This is a genomic window from Paraburkholderia kururiensis (genome assembly GCF_034424375.1).
Taxonomy (GTDB): domain Bacteria; phylum Pseudomonadota; class Gammaproteobacteria; order Burkholderiales; family Burkholderiaceae; genus Paraburkholderia; species Paraburkholderia kururiensis_A.
In genome coordinates this window covers 282,806-299,370 of the sequence record NZ_CP139965.1, presented here as the reverse complement: position 1 = coordinate 299,370, position 16,565 = coordinate 282,806, and the positions used below count along the sequence as shown (strand labels likewise).

12 protein-coding genes and 1 pseudogene are annotated in these 16,565 nt (G+C 65.0%); 7 read left to right on the top strand and 6 right to left on the bottom strand.

The genetic code is table 11. The features are described 5' to 3' along the window. Positions 1–497 precede the first annotated feature (497 nt). From U0042_RS01420 to U0042_RS01395, 6 genes and pseudogenes are all read right to left on the bottom strand, one after another. A pseudogene (locus U0042_RS01420) lies at positions 498–887 on the bottom strand (IS110 family transposase); the annotation flags it as partial. A gap of 371 nt (positions 888–1,258) precedes the next feature. Further along, positions 1,259–2,824: an ABC transporter ATP-binding protein gene (locus U0042_RS01415; protein ID WP_114809543.1), complete on the bottom strand. Its 1,566-nt coding sequence runs from the start codon at positions 2,822–2,824 to the stop codon at positions 1,259–1,261. Next, positions 2,814–3,665 carry an ABC transporter permease gene (locus U0042_RS01410; protein WP_114809542.1) on the bottom strand — a complete coding sequence of 284 codons (852 nt, stop codon included), beginning with the start codon at positions 3,663–3,665 and terminating at the stop codon, positions 2,814–2,816. The genes U0042_RS01415 and U0042_RS01410 overlap by 11 nt, the downstream gene beginning before the upstream one ends. After that, positions 3,662–4,699 (bottom strand): ABC transporter permease, encoded by a 1,038-nt coding sequence (locus U0042_RS01405; RefSeq protein WP_232833243.1) that lies wholly within the window; start codon positions 4,697–4,699, stop codon positions 3,662–3,664. The genes U0042_RS01410 and U0042_RS01405 overlap by 4 nt, the downstream gene beginning before the upstream one ends. Beyond that, positions 4,684–6,252 (bottom strand): ABC transporter substrate-binding protein, encoded by a 1,569-nt coding sequence (locus tag U0042_RS01400; protein ID WP_114809541.1) that lies wholly within the window; start codon positions 6,250–6,252, stop codon positions 4,684–4,686. Before U0042_RS01400 ends, U0042_RS01405 begins: the two co-directional genes overlap by 16 nt. A 128-nt stretch (positions 6,253–6,380) precedes the next feature. Further along, on the bottom strand, positions 6,381–7,292 hold the full coding sequence (locus U0042_RS01395; RefSeq protein ID WP_114809540.1) for a homocysteine S-methyltransferase family protein: 912 nt from the start codon (positions 7,290–7,292) through the stop codon (positions 6,381–6,383). A 556-nt stretch (positions 7,293–7,848) separates the two neighbouring features. Between U0042_RS01395 and U0042_RS01390 the strand changes: the two genes are divergently transcribed. The 7 genes from U0042_RS01390 to U0042_RS01360 all read left to right on the top strand — a co-directional run bounded on the left by U0042_RS01390 (position 7,849) and on the right by U0042_RS01360 (position 16,550). After that, positions 7,849–8,682 (top strand): methyltransferase, encoded by an 834-nt coding sequence (locus tag U0042_RS01390; RefSeq protein WP_327205025.1) that lies wholly within the window; start codon positions 7,849–7,851, stop codon positions 8,680–8,682. A 167-nt stretch (positions 8,683–8,849) separates the two neighbouring features. Beyond that, on the top strand, positions 8,850–10,457 hold the full coding sequence (locus U0042_RS01385) for an ABC transporter substrate-binding protein (RefSeq protein ID WP_114809539.1): 1,608 nt from the start codon (positions 8,850–8,852) through the stop codon (positions 10,455–10,457). Between the two features lie 937 nt (positions 10,458–11,394). Further along, complete coding sequence (locus U0042_RS01380; protein ID WP_114809538.1) at positions 11,395–12,792, top strand: LLM class flavin-dependent oxidoreductase; 1,398 nt, start codon at positions 11,395–11,397, stop codon at positions 12,790–12,792. An 11-nt stretch (positions 12,793–12,803) separates the two neighbouring features. Continuing rightward, positions 12,804–13,787, top strand: a complete 984-nt coding sequence (locus U0042_RS01375; protein WP_114809537.1) for an AMP-binding protein — start codon at positions 12,804–12,806, stop codon at positions 13,785–13,787. Continuing rightward, positions 13,784–14,578, top strand: coding sequence for an ABC transporter ATP-binding protein (locus U0042_RS01370; protein ID WP_114809536.1), 795 nt, complete (start codon positions 13,784–13,786; stop codon positions 14,576–14,578). Before U0042_RS01375 ends, U0042_RS01370 begins: the two co-directional genes overlap by 4 nt. Before the next feature lie 15 nt (positions 14,579–14,593). Continuing rightward, positions 14,594–15,475 (top strand): branched-chain amino acid ABC transporter permease, encoded by an 882-nt coding sequence (locus U0042_RS01365; protein WP_114809535.1) that lies wholly within the window; start codon positions 14,594–14,596, stop codon positions 15,473–15,475. Between the two features lie 13 nt (positions 15,476–15,488). Next, positions 15,489–16,550 carry a branched-chain amino acid ABC transporter permease gene (locus U0042_RS01360; RefSeq protein ID WP_114809534.1) on the top strand — a complete coding sequence of 354 codons (1,062 nt, stop codon included), beginning with the start codon at positions 15,489–15,491 and terminating at the stop codon, positions 16,548–16,550. Positions 16,551–16,565: the final 15 nt, after the last annotated feature.

The following is a 16,565-nucleotide window of genomic DNA, read 5'->3' as shown; positions in this document are numbered from 1 at the left end:
TCGCCGCTCCATAGGCTGCCATTCAGAGTCATCGGCCGCCGAGGATGTCGAACAAAAACACAGCGGGCAAGATGAAGCTCATTCTCTATATGGTCGGGTTGGGCTGCGACTCGTTCGCCATCTCCAGGCCACACCAGCGAAACGCGGATCCTCGTGAAGTCCTTGCTCGGTAGCCCAATCCAACGCGATCCGGTGGAGCGCCGTTGCGTAATCCTCATTCGGACCGTGAAGGGCAACCGGATCATCCTGCTCTCCATCCGGGAGATCGCGGAGCAATGTTTGCACCTTCGAGCCAAGATCCGCATCATCTGACATCGTCTAGAACTACCGGGAGCGCTTCCTGCAATAACCGGTGTGCCAGGCGTGATCGAATCCACGGTCCGATGTTGGTGCGAATCGTAGCAGCTGCTTGTTCCATCCCTTCACGCGAAGCAGCGGCAGCGTCGGTACTGTCGATCGCTTGAAGGGTTCGGCGAGTCTCTTCTTCATGAGCTTGGCTTCATCAATTGGGCGCGCATCCGGTGCATCGCCAGGATTGATTGCTGAGCTTCGCTCTTGATCGCAACAAACCGCGCTTCGGGTTGCTGCGCAGCAGTCCAGATTGCACGCGCATCGGCGGCATCAGATTTGTTGCGCAAGACGAAGGGGCGTACCGAATGTGCGGAGATGAGCCTGACATCATGACCGAGCTGTTGTAACTGCCGGGCCCAGTGGTGAGCACCGCCGCAGGCTTCAATCGCCACAAGCGAGCGTTCCCGCTTTGCAAAGAAATCCGATATCTCACTTCGATTGAGCTTCACGCGCTCGACTTTTCCCGTGGCAACGTCGACTGCATGCAACTGGAAGACATGCCTGGCGATATCCATACCGATGACGGGCGTCTTCATTTGGAGACCTCCGTGCGATCTGTCGGGTTCGACGCACCACTGTATGGTCAGTTACAAATGCTCTCGGTTACTGGGTTTTCGCTGCTCCGTTACCGGGGGTTGGACAATGTTCGACCGGCAGTCACGGTCGTTGTCCCGGCGCTGTCGGTCTGACGGCTGATTAACGCTTGCCGGCCTTTCACGGCATCGAGCTTCATCGCGGCTATGCGGAATCGCATCGCGTGCCTTGGCTGGGCTTCGATGGTTCGCTGAGCGGGGAGGCGAGCGGTGCGCCTGCCTCGTTGCCCGGCATTCACGGCTATTTGCAGGCGCTCGATTACGAAACGCGCCGGGTGACGTGTCCACGGGTTTCTGGTGCGGATCAGTCGCGTTCAGGTCGGCGCGGCGAGGGCGAGCGCATCGTGCGGGACATAGCGCGCCTGCGTGCCCACGGGCGCGCCTTCACGCAGATGCAGCACGTCGTGCGCGAGCGCGTGCAGCGTCGCGCGGTCGTGCGTGATCAGCAGCATGGCGAAGCGCCGCTCGCGTTGCAGCCTCGCGAGGAGTTCGAGCAGCGTTGCGGCCACGAGCGGGTCGAGCGCCGAGGTCGGCTCGTCGCAGACCAGCAGCGCGGGCCGCGCGGCCAACGCGCGCGCGATGCACACGCGCTGCTTCTGACCGCCCGACAGCTCATGCGGATAACGCCGCGCGTAGCTCGCGTCTAGCCCGACCTGTTCGAGCAGCGCGGCGGTCTCGGCGTCGCGCCCCGCGCCGGACGGCGCGCCGGCAAGTGCGAGCGCGTGTCCGATCGTCTCGCTGATCCGCTGTGCCGGATTGAGCGCGAGATCGGGAATCTGATGCACCAGCTGGATTGCGCGCAACGTCTCACGGCCGCGTTGGCGCAGCGCGGGTACGAGCGGCGCGCCGTTCAGGCACAGCGAACCGGCGGACGGTGCGAGCAAGCCGGTGACGATACGTGCAAGCGTCGACTTGCCGGAACCGGACGGCCCGACCACCGCCAACGTGCGGCCCGCATGCAGCGCGATCGATACGTCGCGCAGGGCCACATGGCCGTTCCGATAACGCACGCCGATGTGCCGGGCTTCGAATAGCGGCACTTGCGTGCTGTGTTTCCCGGGCGCCCGGTCGTCGTCGGCGTGATGGACGTTGTCGTCGCGGCCGGCGCGCTGCGCATCGAGAAGCGCACGCGTATACGGATCACGCGGCGCCGCCAGCATCTGCTGCGCGCGGCCCGACTCGATCACGCGTCCGTTACGCAGCACGAGCAACGCGTCGCAGATTCGTCCTATCGACGGCAGATCGTGGCTGATGAACACGGCCGCCGTGCCCGTCGCCGCCAGCGTCTCCCGGATCAGATCGAGCACGCGCGTGCGGGCCTCGGCGTCGAGCGCGGCGGTCGGCTCGTCGAAGATCACGATGTCCGGCGAGGCGCACAGGGCCATCGCAGTCATCGCCCGTTGCAGTTGTCCGCCCGAGGCTTCGTGCGGGTAACGCTCGCCGAATCGCTCAGGGTTGGGCAGGCCGAGTTGCGCGAACAACGCCACGGCGCGCTCGTGTGCAGCGCGCTTCGAGAGAAGCTCGCGCGCGACGGCGATCTCCACGACCTGATCGATCAGGCGCCGCGCCGGATTGAAAGCCGCCGCCGACTGCGCCACATAGGCCACGCGCGTGCCGCGCAGCGCGGCGAGTTCGCATGGACGCAGGGCGAGCACGTCGGTTTTGCCGAGCAGGACGCGACCCGCGCCGCGCACGAGTCCGTCGCGCAGATGGCCGAGCACTGCGAGGCCGAGCGTGGTCTTGCCCGCACCGGACTCGCCAATCACGCCGAGCGTTTCGCCGCGTCGCAACGTGAGCGAGACGTCGTCGAGCACGGGGGTGCCGTGTGCGTTGCCTTGCACCGACAGGCGTTCGACGCGCAGTACGATGTCATCGGCCACGGCGCGTCCCCCATTCGAGCACGCGGTTCACGCTCAGGCTGAACGCGGCGATCAGCAGGCCGGGAAACAGCGCGGCCGCAACGCCGAACAGCACGCCGTCCTTGTTGTCTTTCGCGAGACTGCCCCAGTCCGTCGCGGGCGGCGGCAGGCCGAGGCCGAGAAACGAAAGCGTGGCAATCATCAGCACGGCGAACACGAGCCGCAAACCGAGTTCGGCGACGAGCGGCGTGGCGATGTTCGGCAGCACTTCGCGCACGACGAGCGTTGCCAGCCGATCGCCGCGCAGCCGCGCGACATCGATGTAATCGAGCGGGCTCACGCTGGCCGCGAGCGCGCGCGTGACGCGAAAGAGCCGCATGCCTTCGAGCAGGCCCACGACGATGCACAGCGTCAGCGCGCCCGGCGTGACGACCGACAGCGCGACGAGCGCGAATACCAGCGAGGGGATCGACATCAGCACGTCGGCGAGGCGCGCCAGCACCGTATCGAGCCAGCCGCCGCGCAAGCCCGCAACCAGCCCGGCCATGCCGCCCGTGAGCGACGCGAACAGCACGGAGAGCAGCGCGAGCGTGAGCGTCGTGCGTGTGCTCCAGAGCAGGCGCGAGAGCATGTCGCGGCCCAGATTGTCCGTGCCGAGCCAGGCGAGGCGCGAAGGCGGCTCCCAGTTGCCGGCGAACACCTCGTCGGCAGCGTGAGGCGCGAGCAGCGGCGCGGCGACGCAGACCACGGCGCACGCGAGCAAGAAGCCGAGCGAGAGCCAGGGACACCGCGGCGCTCGGAGCCCTTGCGGTCGTGCGGCGGTGACGCGGCTTCCGGATGAGGCTTCGATGGGCGTAGTCATCGATGCGGTCTCAGGCGGGGATCGAAAAGCATGGCGACGAGATCGGCGGCGAGATTCAGCCCGGCGTAGATCGCCGCGAAAGCGATGCCGCACGCCTGTACGGCGGGAATGTCCCGCTTCGAGACGCTGTCGACCATGTACTGGCCGAGGCCGGGCCAGACGAAGATCGTCTCGACCACGACCGCGCCCACCGTCAGCCACGCGAGATTGAGCGCGACGATGTTGGCGATCGGCGCGACCGCGCAGGGCAGCGCGTGGCGCCAGACGATGCGCGCGGTGCCGAGCCCCTTGAGCCGTGCCATTTCGATGTAGGGCTGCGCCAGCACGTCGATCAGCGCGGCGCGGATCATGCTCGCCATGTGGCCAATCACGGCGAGCGCGAGCGTCGCGCAGGGAAGCGCGAGCGCGGCGAGATTCTCGCGCGCCGGGCCGTCGGCGCCGAAGTTCGCCGCGCTGCTCGGCAGCCATGCGTGCGCAACGGCGAACAGCAGGATCAGCAGATAGCCGGTGAAGAATTCGGGCAGAGCCACCGAAACGCGCATCAGCGCGAGCAAGGCCCGATCCAGCAGACCATCGCGGTTGAGCGCCGCCGCGACGCCCGCCGCGAGGGCAAGCGGCAACGCGAGCGCGGCGGCCGCGCCCGCGAGCAGCAAGGTGTTGGCAAGACGCGGCAACACGCTTTGCATCACGGGCGTGCGCGTGGTGAAGCTCCTGCCGGCATCGCCGTGCAGCAGCGCGCCGAGCCAGTCGCCGTATCGTTGCGCGAGCGGCCGGTCGAGCGCCAGCTCGTGTTCGAGCGACTGCACGGCCGAAGGCGTCGCGCTCTGGCCGAGAATCGTCGCGGCGATGTTGCCAGGTAGCAGACTCGTCGCGGCGAAGATCAGCGTGGCGGCGGCGAACAGCGTAAGCGCGGCGTGCGCGAGCCGGCGCAGCACAAAGGCGATCAGCAACCGCATACGCTGCCAGGCACGCGGCGAGGCGCTCTGCCAGGAGCGGACATCGCCCGCCGCGCGTGCGTTCAGCTCGCGAACCATACCCGCTCGGCGGCGCGCGAGCCGACTTCGCCCGGAATGTCCACATAGCCGCGCAGATTGGCGCGCGACGCCCGCAGCGAATCGGCGTACAAGGGAATCACCGATGCGCCCTGTTCGGCGTACAGCACCTGAATGTCGTGATAAAGCTGGCGGCGGCGCGTCTCGTCGGCTTGCGCGCGTGCCTGCGCGACCAACTGGTCGAACCTGGGGTTCTTCCACTTCGACTCGTTCCACGGCGCGTCCGAGACGCAGACCATCGAAAGATACGCGTCGGCGGTCGAACGGTTCGCCCAAGACGACGCGCAGAACGGCTGCTTCATCCAGACCTGGGTCCAGTAGCCGTCGGCGGGCACGCGGTTGACGTGAAACGGAATGCCCGCGCGTGTCGCCGACGCCTGATAAAGCTCGGCCGCCGACACCGCGCCGTTGAAGGTCGCGCCGTCCGCTGCCGTGAGCACGATCGGCTGGCTCACGCCCGCTTTCTTCCAGTAGAACCGCGCCTTGTCGGGGTCGTAGGCGTGCTTCGGAATGTCGTTCGTATAGAAACGGTTCGACGGAAACAGCGGATTGTCGTTCGAGACCGAGCCATGGCCGCTCAGCAGCGAGTTGCGCAATTGCTCGCGGTCGATCGCGTACTTGAGCGCCGTGCGCAGGTCGTTGCTGGTGTAGGGCGCCGTGTCGGCGAGCATCGGAAACAGAATATTCTGCGTGTCACGCGCGCGATGGATGACGATGTTCGGCGTATTTTCGAGGCGCTTCGTGACGCGCGGTTCGACGCGATTGATCAAATGCACGGAGCCGCTCAGCAGCGCGGCTACCCGCGCGGCACTGTCGTTGTAGGCCACGGTCTCGACCGAGTCGACAAAGCCGCGCGAGCTGTCCCAGTAGTTCGGATTGCGGCGCGTGAGCGTGCGTACGCCGGGCTGGAAACGTTCGAGCACGAAGGCGCCCGTGCCGATGCCCTTGTCGAAATCCGCACCCGCCGGCGTAATGCCGAAGTGGACGTCGCCGAGCAGCCACGGGAAATCGACGTTCGGTGTGGCGAGGCGGAACGTGAGTTCGTTCGGCCCAGTGACGGCGATATCGCGCACCGGATCGAGATAGCTCTTCGCGGCGGATTGCGAGTCCTTCGTGCGATGGTGATTCAGCGAGTAGATGACGTCGGCGGGTTCGAGCGTCTTGCCGTTGTGGAATTGCACGCCCTGGCGCAGCTTGAACACCCAGACCGTCGCGCCTTGCCGGCTTTCCCAACGGGTCGCGAGGCCCGGGCGCAGCGTGCCGTCGTCGTTGAGATCGGTCAGCGTATTGAAGATCTGGCGCCCGACGTTGTACATGTACTCTTCGAAGTAGAACGCCGGGTCGATGCGGTCGGAACTCGATGCCGTGTCTATGCCGAGAATCAGGTGTCCACCGCGTTTAGGTGTGTCGGCCGCGCGCGCGCTCAAGGGCACTAGCGCGGCGGCCGCGCCGGCGGCGAGGCCGCCGCCGGTCAGTTGCAGGAAGCGGCGGCGTGACGCGTGGGCCGGCGCAAACGTATCCGTATCGTTCGACATAGACAGCTAGAAGAGAAGTGAAAGAGTCGGGTCGAAGGCCGCGCTGAACGTGCTTAACGTGGTCATTGCGGCTTCATGGCGTGCTCATCGATTGGCGATACCCGCGCTGACTGCGGGTTGGTCGCTGGTCACTGCACCGTTTCGCGCAGCGCTTCGGCGAGACGTTGGATATGCTCGGGGCCGATACCGCAACAACCGCCGATCAGCGATGCACCCGCAGCGGCCCATTCGCGGGCGAAGGCGAGGTAGCCATCGGGTTCGAGATCGCCGCGCAGCGCGCTCAATCCGGCGTTCGCGGCGCCGCGCTGACGCTCGGGTTCGAACGCATTGGCGTAGACACCGAGCTCGAGCGCCGCGCCCGCGTGTTCGCGCGCTTCGAGTACGGCGGCTTTCATGATTTCGGCCTGGCTGCAATTGAAGAGCAGCGCCTGCGCGTTCAACGCACGCGCGGTATCGACCGCGGCGCTCACGTTTTCGCCCGAGCGCAGCCGGGCGGGTGCGTGGCCCGCGGCAATCGCAGGCACGTCCTCAGTGTCGTCGAGCGTGAAGGAGAGCCAGAGCGGTCGCGCGTCGTCGCCCAATGCGGTGCGGATCGCGCGCGCTTCGGCTGTCGAGCCGAGCGTTTCGCCGAGCCACAGATCGACGTACGGCGCGAGCCCGCGGATGAGCGTATCGAGCAGCGGCGCGGCGCGCCCGGCGTCGAACAGATCGGGGCGATAGGAGCCGAATAGCGGCGGCAAGGAGCCCGCAACCTGCACGGGGCGCACGCTGTTGGCGACCGCTTCGCGCGCGAGCCGGCCCGCGCGGTCGGCGAGTTCCAGCCCATGCAGCGCAAAGCGCTCCTCGCCAATATGGAACGGCACGACGGCGTAGGAGTTGGTCGTCACGACATCGGCGCCCGCGCGTACGAATGCCTCGTGGGCGGCGCGTACGTAGCGGGGCGCTTCGATCAGCGCCAGCGCCGACCATTCGGGTTGTTTGAACGGCGCACCCATGCGCAATAGCTCGCGGCCCATGCCGCCGTCAAGAATGCGGATCATCGTCTCGTTACCTCCGAGCGGCGATCATACGGGCGCGCCGTTCCGTCCCCAACCAGTAAATGGCGATATCGTTATTACGCTTCGAAAGGAAGATGGTGATGCGGCGTCAGGCACGCCGGCAAAGGTTGGACGCGCCGGCCTGTGAGTCGCAGTCAAACCAGGATCACGTGCTATCGCTCAAGGAACATGCGTCACGGCAGCGTGTGTTTTTTCGGTTCGCATTGGGCCGCATTGGGTTCGCAAGCGCGCGCGATGTGCTCTCCCGCGAGAACGCGTCGCACGAACCCCAGCACGTGGTCGAACGAGCCGCCGCTCCATTCAATGCCGGACTCCGCGTGTTTGTCTCGTCACACACGAGCGCTTCATGAAGTGACATCGGGCTGGCGTCAGATAGCGAAGCCGCCTGGCAGTTGCTTGCCAGAAATCGGCATGCGACCGGTAAAGCGGGTATCGTCTCTCCTATCTGAAATCCGGATCGCAGCCCATGAATCGATTCAACGACCGCCGCACGCCGGCAAACGCCGCGTTGCCGCGCGCACTCTCCGTTGTTACGACGTTGATCGCGCTGACGATAACGGGCTGCACCACCACTTCGCCGTCTGCTTTGCAGCCTGTTGCGCATGAAGCGCAAGCGCGTCCTGCCGCTGCGCGTTCCCTTGATGCCGCCATCGATGGCGCTCAACGCAGCGAGAAGGCGAGAGCACGCGACGTTTATCGCCACCCGAAACAAACGCTGGAGTTCTTCGAACTGGGTCCGTCGCAAACGGTGCTGGAGATCGCGCCGGGCGGCGGTTGGTACACAGACATTCTTGCGCCGTGGCTGCACGACACCGGCCATCTGTACGAGGCGCAATATCTCGGCCCGGCGGGTGCGCCGGATCTCGAAGAGCGCGCGACCGACGACGCCTATCTTCGCAAGCTGGCCGGCGACCCCGCCATCTATGGGAACGTCGTCGTTGGTCGATTGCACGCAGGCGCATTTTCAGGCTTCGACGCGCACGAGCGCTTCGACCGCGTGCTCACTTTCCGCAACATCCACAACTGGATCAAGGATGGTCAGCTCGATGCGAATTTCCGCGCGTTTTATGGCGCGCTGAAGCGCGGTGGGGAACTCGGCGTGGAAGAGCATCGCGCCCGGCCCGGCGCGTCCTTGCAGCAAATGATCGATACGGGCTACGTGACGGAAGCCTTCGTGATCGAACATGCGCAGGCCGCGGGTTTCGTACTGGTGGCGCGTAGCGAGATTAACGCGAATGCGCGGGATACGAAGGACTATCCGCATGGCGTATGGTCGCTGCCGCCGACCTACGCTGGCGGCGATGCTGACCGGGATCGCTATGCCGCAATTGGTGAGTCGGATCGGATGACACTCAGGTTCGTCAAGCCATAGCCGCACGGGCAAGCGCCTTAGAACCGCGACGACTTTCGTTGTTCGAATAAGTTGGTGGCGCCCGACCGGCTGTGCCAGGAGAATCGTCCGGTCTATTCGGGACTCCACCATGCGGGACTCCACCATGCCACTCCGTCATTCGGGCGCATCGCTTATGCGCCCCGCTCATGCGCCTCGGTAAGCTGCTCTGCGCAGCGTTCATTTCCTGTATCACCGTGGTGGGCGCTGCCGCTCACGCGGCTTCAGCCGGCACGCTCGTGTTTTGCAGCGAGGGCAGCCCCGCCGGCTTTGATCCTGGGCAGCACACCACGAGTACGGATTTCGACGCAAGCACGAATACGGTGTACAACGAGCTGGTCCAGTTTCGCAACGGCACCCTTGACCTCACGCCCGGACTCGCCACGAGCTGGGACAGTTCGCCGGATCAGCGCGTCCACACATTTCACCTGCGTCACGGCGTGAAGTTCCAGACTACGGCCTGGTTCCGCCCTGCACGGGATTTCAATGCTGATGACGTGCTGTTCACGTTCAATCGCATGCTGGATCCTCAGCAACCCTTTCGCAAGGCATATCCCACGAGCTTTCCGTACTTTACCGATCTGGGCTTTGACAAGAACATCGAGCGCATCGAGAAACTGGATGACTATACGGTGCGCTTCGATCTCAAGACACCGGACGTCATTTTTGTGGGTAATCTCGCGATGAGCTTTGCGTCGATTCTCTCTGCCGAGTACGCAGCGCAACTGAGCGCGGCACACCGCGAGGCCGACATCAACCAGTTGCCCGTGGGTACCGGGCCGTTCGTGTTCCGCTCGTACCAGAAAGATGCGGCGATCCGTTACGACGCGAATCCCGACTATTGGCGGCCTGAGGACGTCAAGCTTGCACACCTCGTCTTTGCCATCACACCCGACCCCAAGGTGCGCATCCAGAAGCTCGAGAGCGGCGAGTGCCAGGTGTCGGTGTTTCCGCGTCCGACGGATCTGGACACCATCAAGCGCAATCCGAAGCTGAAGATCGTATCGGGTGTCGGGTTCAACGTTGGCTTCGTTGCATACAACACGCAGCATCCGCCACTCGATCGCGTGAAGGTGCGCGAGGCGCTTGACATGGCGATCGACAAGCCCGCCATCATTCAGGCCGTGTTCGCAGGCAATGCGAAGATTGCGACGAACCCGATGCCGCCCGCTCAATGGTCGTACAACACGACGCTCAGGGATGCTCCATACGACCCGGCGAAGGCGCGCGCACTGCTCGCGCAGGCGGGGCTACCCGACGGCTTCGAGTTGACGCTATGGGCGATGCCCGTGCAGCGGCCCTACAATCCGAACGCGCAGCTCATGGCGCAACTCATCCAGCAGGACTGGGCGAAGATCGGCGTGCGCGCGAAAATCGTGAGCTACGAGTGGGGCGAATACAATCGGCGCGCAAAGCAGGGCGGCGAACACGACGCGCTGCTCTATGGCTGGTCGGGCGACAACGGTGACCCCGACAACTGGCTGGGTGCGCTGCTCGGCTGCGAGGCTGTGCACGGAAGCAATGTGTCGAAGTGGTGCGATCCTTCATTCAATTCGCTGATCGAGAAGGCGCGCTCGGACACGAATGTCGCGGAACGGACGTCGCTCTACGAGCAGGCGCAGATCATCTTCAAGCAGCAGGTGCCGTTTACGCCCATCGCGCACTCCATCGTTTCGCTGCCGGCTTCGAAGCGGGTCGACGGACTCGTCTTTTCGCCGCTCGGCAGTCATCGCTTCGATGGCGTTTCGTTGCAGTAACCCTGCTGCGCGGAGGAGCCATGGCCTCCATTCGCTCGTTTGATTCGTCGCGCCGCTTCGGCAAACGGAATTCCCGAGTATCCATGAAATACCGGTCATTGATTCAACGAAGCCGCCGCGGTGAAGGCGGGCAATCATCGCGTCGTGCGATTGTCGCTGTGATTGTCCTGGCGATTGCGCTTGCGTGTGCCGAAAGAGAAGTCTCCGGTGCACGCGACGGATCCTTCCGCTCGCAGATCGCGGCATACATGCACCGTATCGCTAGCGCCCGTCCTGGCTGAGATGTCAAGGCGGTGTTGCCGGACATGCGCCACCTTCATCGAAGCCGACGAACTCGCTCAATCCCTCGACGATCTCTTCCATGAGCGCAACGCTCGCCCACTGGCCGCGCGCGTCACCGATAGCCGAACGCCTTGATGCAACAGAACCCTTGCGGGTTGCTGGCCTGGCAGCAGGGGGCTGCTTCTATGCTGCTGCATATGCACCATTCATCTTTTTCCCGGCCCCATTCGAATTGCAATGCATTGCCGGCGAGTACGCGTGAATACCCGTTTCAATCCGACAGCGAGCCGAATTAGCCAATTGGCATGCAAATCGCTTTATAGGGCGCTTTGGTCATTACCAGCATCGATGAGCACAGCGTGAATCGACACTCCAGCAAGCAGCGGCATAAATGCCATAGCAGCGATTGTGCTGTTTTCATGTCGCTTCATATTTTATAAAGAAATAGTTATTGGTTTTCATTGCGAAATATATTGATTGAATTTCGCGTTTCAGGTGCAAAGCGATTTTTACCCAGCCGCAGCAAAGGTGATGGCTGCGGCTTTTCGTCGACTATCCAGATGACGTCACCCACAGGCCACGCTGAACCCGCTACGAACCCGGATTGCGGCGATCGTTCCGGCAGCGGTCCTGTACGCACCGGGGAGTCCCCAGCATGAGCAAGACCATCCGTTTCAACGCATTCGAGATGAACTGTGTCGGCCACCAGTCGCCGGGCCTGTGGGCCCATCCGCGCGATCGCTCGTGGCAATACAAGGATCTCGAATACTGGACCGATCTCGCGAAGCTGCTCGAAAAAGGCATCTTCGACGGCATCTTCATCGCGGACGTGATCGGCTATTACGACGTCTATCGCGGCAGCCTCTATCACGCGCTCCAGCAGGGCGTGCAGATCCCCGTCAACGACCCGCTGCAGCTCGCCGCACCGATCGCGCTGGCCACCGAGCACCTGGGCATCGGCATCACCGCGTCCACGTCGTTTGAGCATCCGTATACGTTCGCGCGCCGGCTGTCGACGGCCGATCACCACACGAAGGGACGGGTGGGCTGGAACATCGTCACGTCGTATCTGGAGAGCGGCGCGAAGAACGTCGGTCAGAGCGGCCTCGCGGTCCATAACAACCGCTACGAGATCGCGAACGAGTACGTCGAAGTGCTCTACAAGCTGTTCGAGGGCAGTTGGGAAGACGGCGCCGTGGTGCGCGACCGCGAACGCCGCATCTTCGCGCACCCGGAGAAGGTCCACGAGATCGGCCATAAGGGCCGCTATTTCGACGTGCCCGGCTATCACCTGTGCGAGCCGTCGCCGCAGCGCACGCCGGTGCTGTACCAGGCCGGCGCGTCGGGTGCGGGCAAGGCGTTTGCCGCGCAGCATGCCGAATGCGTGTTCGTGTCTACGCCGCTGCGCGCGACGCTGCGCGAGTACGTGGCCGACATTCGCCGTCGCGCGGCCGAGGTGGGACGCGATCCGCGCAAGGTCCTCACCTATGCGCTTGTCACGCTGATCGTCGACGAAACGGACGAGAAGGCGCAGGCGAAGTTCGAGGAATACAAGCGCTACGTGTCGTACGACGGCGCGCTCGTGCTGATGTCGGGCTGGACCGGTATCGACTTCGGCCAGTACGCCCCCACCGATCTCGTCAAGCACGTGGAGACCAACGCGATCATCTCGGCGGTCGAACACCTCGCGAACGGCGACAAGGCCTGGACGATCGACGAACTGGCCCGCTGGGGCGGCATTGGCGGACTCGGGCCAGTGTTCGTGGGCTCGCCTTCGACGGTGGCCGACATCCTCCAGGAATGGGCCGAGGAAACCGACGTCGACGGCTTCAACCTCGCCTACGCGGTGGCGCACGAGACTTTCGAGGACGTCGTGCATTACCTCGTGCCCGAGTTGCAGCGTCGCGGCGTCTATCCCACCGCGTACCGGCCGGGCACGCTGCGCGAGAAGCTGTTCGGCGAAGGGCCGTATCTGGGGCAATCGCACCCGGCTGCGGGCTATCGCGACATCGAGCGCGTCAAGCTCAAGCAAGAGCAAGTCGTGCCGGTTTGAGGGAACGAGACATGGATGACGCCGTTTTGATGACCGTCGATGCGTTACCCGACGCGGCCACCGTGCGATTTCCGGCGGACCTGGAGGCACGCATCGCTCATTGGGCGCAAACGCGGCCGCAGGCGCTCGCGCTGCTGCACAAGCAGCGCGGCCAGTGGGGCGCGTTGCGCTGGGAGGACGTGCCGCAAAGGGTGGCGCAGCTGCGGCAGGGCCTCGAATTGCAGCGGCCAGGTCCAGGCTCGGGCTCGCGTCTCGCGGTGAGCGGCGCGCTGGAACCGGATCTGATCCTGATCGCGCTGGCCGCCCACGCAGCCGGAGCGGCGGTGGTCAGCGTGGATCGCAACGCGCATGCGGATACGCTGCGCCGCGCGCTCGAGGCGGCCGCGCCGACCCATGCGTTCGTGCAGGACAGGAAGACCGTTTCGGCGTGGCTTGCCAGCGGATACGCGCCGCCGGGGCCGGCGACGCTCTATTCGGCCCAGTCGGTGGCCCACCACGGCGGTGCATGGCAACTCGTCGCGCTCGATGCACTGGCCGGTCCGGCCGGCAGCGACAGCGCGTTTCATGCGCGGACCGGGTTGCGGCACGCGCTGCGGCATCAGCGGGTGTCGTGGGTGGAAGAGGGCACCGAATGGCCCGGCGGGCTGGAACAGGTGCTGGCGTGCTGGCTGGAAGACGGCGACGTGCTGGCCTCGCCCGAGGTCGGCGCTTCGTCCACGCGGGATCGTCATGAGGTCCAGCCGGATCGGCTGCTGGCTTCGCCCGCGCATCTCGAGCGGCTGGAGGCGCAATTGCACGAACGCCTCGCCGCGGCGGGCAGCTGGTCGCGTGCCTTGACGGATCGCGCGGCCGAGCGGCCGGGCGGGTTGTTCTCGCGTTGGCTGCTGGGCCGCGTGGACGCTCTGCATGGCTTGCCGCGCGGCGGCCGCGAGGTACGCGGGGTGCTCGAGGCCGCCGTGCCGGCGGCCGGCCAGCCGCACGAGGGGGCGGCATGACGCACGAGCTCAACGCCGCGCCGCCCGACGTCATCCTCGAAGTCCGCGACATCTCGCTGTCGTTCCTTGGTGTGCAGGCGCTTACGCAGCTCTCGTTCGCGGTGCGGCGCGGCGAAATCTGCGCGCTGATCGGGCCCAACGGCGCGGGCAAGAGTTCGCTGCTGAACGTGCTCAACGGCGTCTATACGCCCGACTCCGGCGAGATCCACTACGAGAACGAACACTTCCGGCGCCTGCATCCGTTCGCTGCGGCGAAGCGCGGCATCGGCCGCACGTTCCAGAACAACGCGCTGTTCAAGAAGATGAGCGTGCGCGACAACGTGCTGGCCGGGCTGTCGCGCCATTCGCACGCCACCTTCCTCGAACAGGCGCTGCGTTTGCCGCGGGCGAGGCGCGAGGCCGCCGATTTTCTCGCACGCAGCGAGGCGGTGCTGGAATTCCTCGAACTGCAGACGTATCGCCATACGCCTGTCGGGAACCTGCCCTACGGCGTGCAGAAGCGCGTGGAGCTGGGGCGGGCGCTCGTGTCGTCGCCGCGGCTGCTGCTGCTGGACGAGCCGATGGCCGGCATGAACGCCGACGAGAAGCAGGAGATGAGCCGGTTCATTGCCGACATCAACCGCGATCTCGGCGTGACCGTGGTGCTGATCGAGCACGACGTCGGCGTGATCATGAGCCTCTCCGATCACGTCGTCGTGCTCGATTACGGCCGCAAGGTCGGCGACGGCACGCCCGCCGAGGTGCAGGACAACCCGGAAGTGATCGCAGCGTACCTCGGTACGGTGCACTGAGCGGAGCGCAAGTCGATGAGTTTTTTCCTCGAAACCCTGATCGGCGGTTTGCTGTCCGGCACGATGTATTCGCTGGTCGCGATCGGGTACGTGCTGATCTACAAGGCGAGCGGCGTGTTCAACTTCGCGCAGGGTTCGATCCTGCTGTTTTCCGCGCTGCTCTTCGTCACGCTGCTGGAGAAGGGCGTGCCGTTCGCGGTCGCGCTGCTGCTCACGATCGTCGCGCTGATCGTGCTGGCAGTCCTGATCGACCGCTTCGTGCTGCGGCCGCTCACCAACCGCAGTCCGATGACGCTGTTCATGGCCACGCTCGGCTTGTCCTACGTGGTGGAGGGCGCGGCGCAGGGCGCGCTGGGCGCCGACGTGCATGCGCTGAACCTCGGCATCGACGACGTGCCGATCTTCGTCGGCGGCGTGATGATCAGCCAGTTCGATCTGGTCGCCGCCGTGACCGCCGGCGTGCTGGTGGTCGTGCTGGCATTGCTGTTCGAGCGCACGCGCATCGGCGTCTCGTTGCGGGCCGTGGCCGACGACACGCGCGCCGCGCTGTCGATCGGCATCAACCTGAACCGCATCTGGCAGATCGTCTGGTCGGTGGCCGGCGTGGTCGGCCTCGTGGCGGGTCTGCTGTGGGGCGCGCGCCAGGGCGTGCAGTTCTCGCTCTCGCTCGTGGTGCTCAAGGCGCTGCCCGTGTTGATCATCGGCGGCTTCACATCGATCGGCGGGGCGATTGTCGGCGGCCTGATCGTCGGCGCCTCGGAGAACCTGGCCGAGACCTATATCGGTCCCTACGTCGGCGGCGGCATCACGGCCTGGTTCGCCTATTTCCTCGCCCTGGCGTTCCTGTTCGTGCGTCCCGCCGGCATCTTCGGCGAGCGGACCATCGAGCGGGTTTGAACGAAGGACTCTCATGACCGATACGACACTTTCCGCCCGCCAGCGGTATGCCGCGACCCGGCTGTTCAAGGACCCGATCTCCGGCCGCGGCGCGCTGGCGTTGCTGCTGGTGCTGGCCTTCGTCATCGTGCCGTGGCTCGGCAACGAATACTGGCTCAATGCCGTCCTCGTGCCGTTCCTCGTGCTGGCGCTGGCGGGCCTCGGCCTGAACCTGCTGACCGGCTACGCCGGGCAGACCTCGCTCGGCTCGGGCGGCTTCATGGCGGTGGGTGCGTTCGTCACGTACGCATTCCTGATCCGCGCCAACCTTGGCTTTCCGCTCGCACTGCTGCTCGGCGGACTGGTGGCGGCGCTGGTGGGCGCCGTCTTCGGCCTGCCGAGCGCGAAGATCAAGGGCTTCTACCTGATGGTCACGAGCCTCGCCGCACAGTTTTTCCTCGAGTGGCTGTTCCTGAAGTTTCCGTGGTTCTACAACTACGGCTCGTCGGGGACGATCTCGGCGCCACGTCTGACCGTGTTCGGATGGAACGTGGTGAGCCCGCTGGACAAGTATTACCTCGTCCTGCTGACGGTGACGCTGCTGACATGGATTGCATGGAACGTGACGCGCAGCCAGACCGGTCGAAACTGGATGGCGATCCGCGACATGGATACCGCGGCGTCGGTCGTCGGCATCCGCGTGAACAGCAACAAGGTGCTGGCGTTCGCGGTCAGCTCGTTTTACCTCGGCATCGCGGGCGCGTTGTGGGTGTTCGTCTATCTGGGCTCGGCCGGCGTTCAGAGCTTCGGGCTGTCGCGCTCGTTCCAGATCCTCTTCATCGTCATCATCGGCGGGCTCGGGAGCCTTACGGGCAGCTTCATTGGCGCGGCTTTCATCAGCCTGTTGCCGCTGGCGCTCGACCTCGCTTCCCATGCCCTGTTCCAGGGGCGGGTGGACGACGGACTGTTACAGAACATCCAGAAAATAATATTCGGGTTACTGATCATTGGTTTCCTGGTCAAGGAACCGGAAGGCATTGCCCGTCTTCTGCATACATTGCGCGCCCGGTTGCTCGTGTGGCCGCTGCGCTTCTGATTCTCCCCACTCTCT

What these genes read in the sequence shown, in the direction of transcription:
- U0042_RS01410 (WP_114809542.1), bottom strand. Translation starts at nt 3,665, where the DNA reads ATGACTACGCCCATCGAAGCCTCATCCGGAAGCCGCGTCACCGCCGCA.
- U0042_RS01405 (WP_232833243.1), bottom strand. Translation starts at nt 4,699, where the DNA reads ATGGTTCGCGAGCTGAACGCACGCGCGGCGGGCGATGTCCGCTCCTGG.
- U0042_RS01400 (WP_114809541.1), bottom strand. Translation starts at nt 6,252, where the DNA reads ATGTCGAACGATACGGATACGTTTGCGCCGGCCCACGCGTCACGCCGC.
- U0042_RS01395 (WP_114809540.1), bottom strand. Translation starts at nt 7,292, where the DNA reads ATGATCCGCATTCTTGACGGCGGCATGGGCCGCGAGCTATTGCGCATG.
- U0042_RS01385 (WP_114809539.1), top strand. Translation starts at nt 8,850, where the DNA reads ATGCGCCTCGGTAAGCTGCTCTGCGCAGCGTTCATTTCCTGTATCACC.
- U0042_RS01380 (WP_114809538.1), top strand. Translation starts at nt 11,395, where the DNA reads ATGAGCAAGACCATCCGTTTCAACGCATTCGAGATGAACTGTGTCGGC.
- U0042_RS01375 (WP_114809537.1), top strand. Translation starts at nt 12,804, where the DNA reads ATGGATGACGCCGTTTTGATGACCGTCGATGCGTTACCCGACGCGGCC.
- U0042_RS01370 (WP_114809536.1), top strand. Translation starts at nt 13,784, where the DNA reads ATGACGCACGAGCTCAACGCCGCGCCGCCCGACGTCATCCTCGAAGTC.
- U0042_RS01365 (WP_114809535.1), top strand. Translation starts at nt 14,594, where the DNA reads ATGAGTTTTTTCCTCGAAACCCTGATCGGCGGTTTGCTGTCCGGCACG.
- U0042_RS01360 (WP_114809534.1), top strand. Translation starts at nt 15,489, where the DNA reads ATGACCGATACGACACTTTCCGCCCGCCAGCGGTATGCCGCGACCCGG.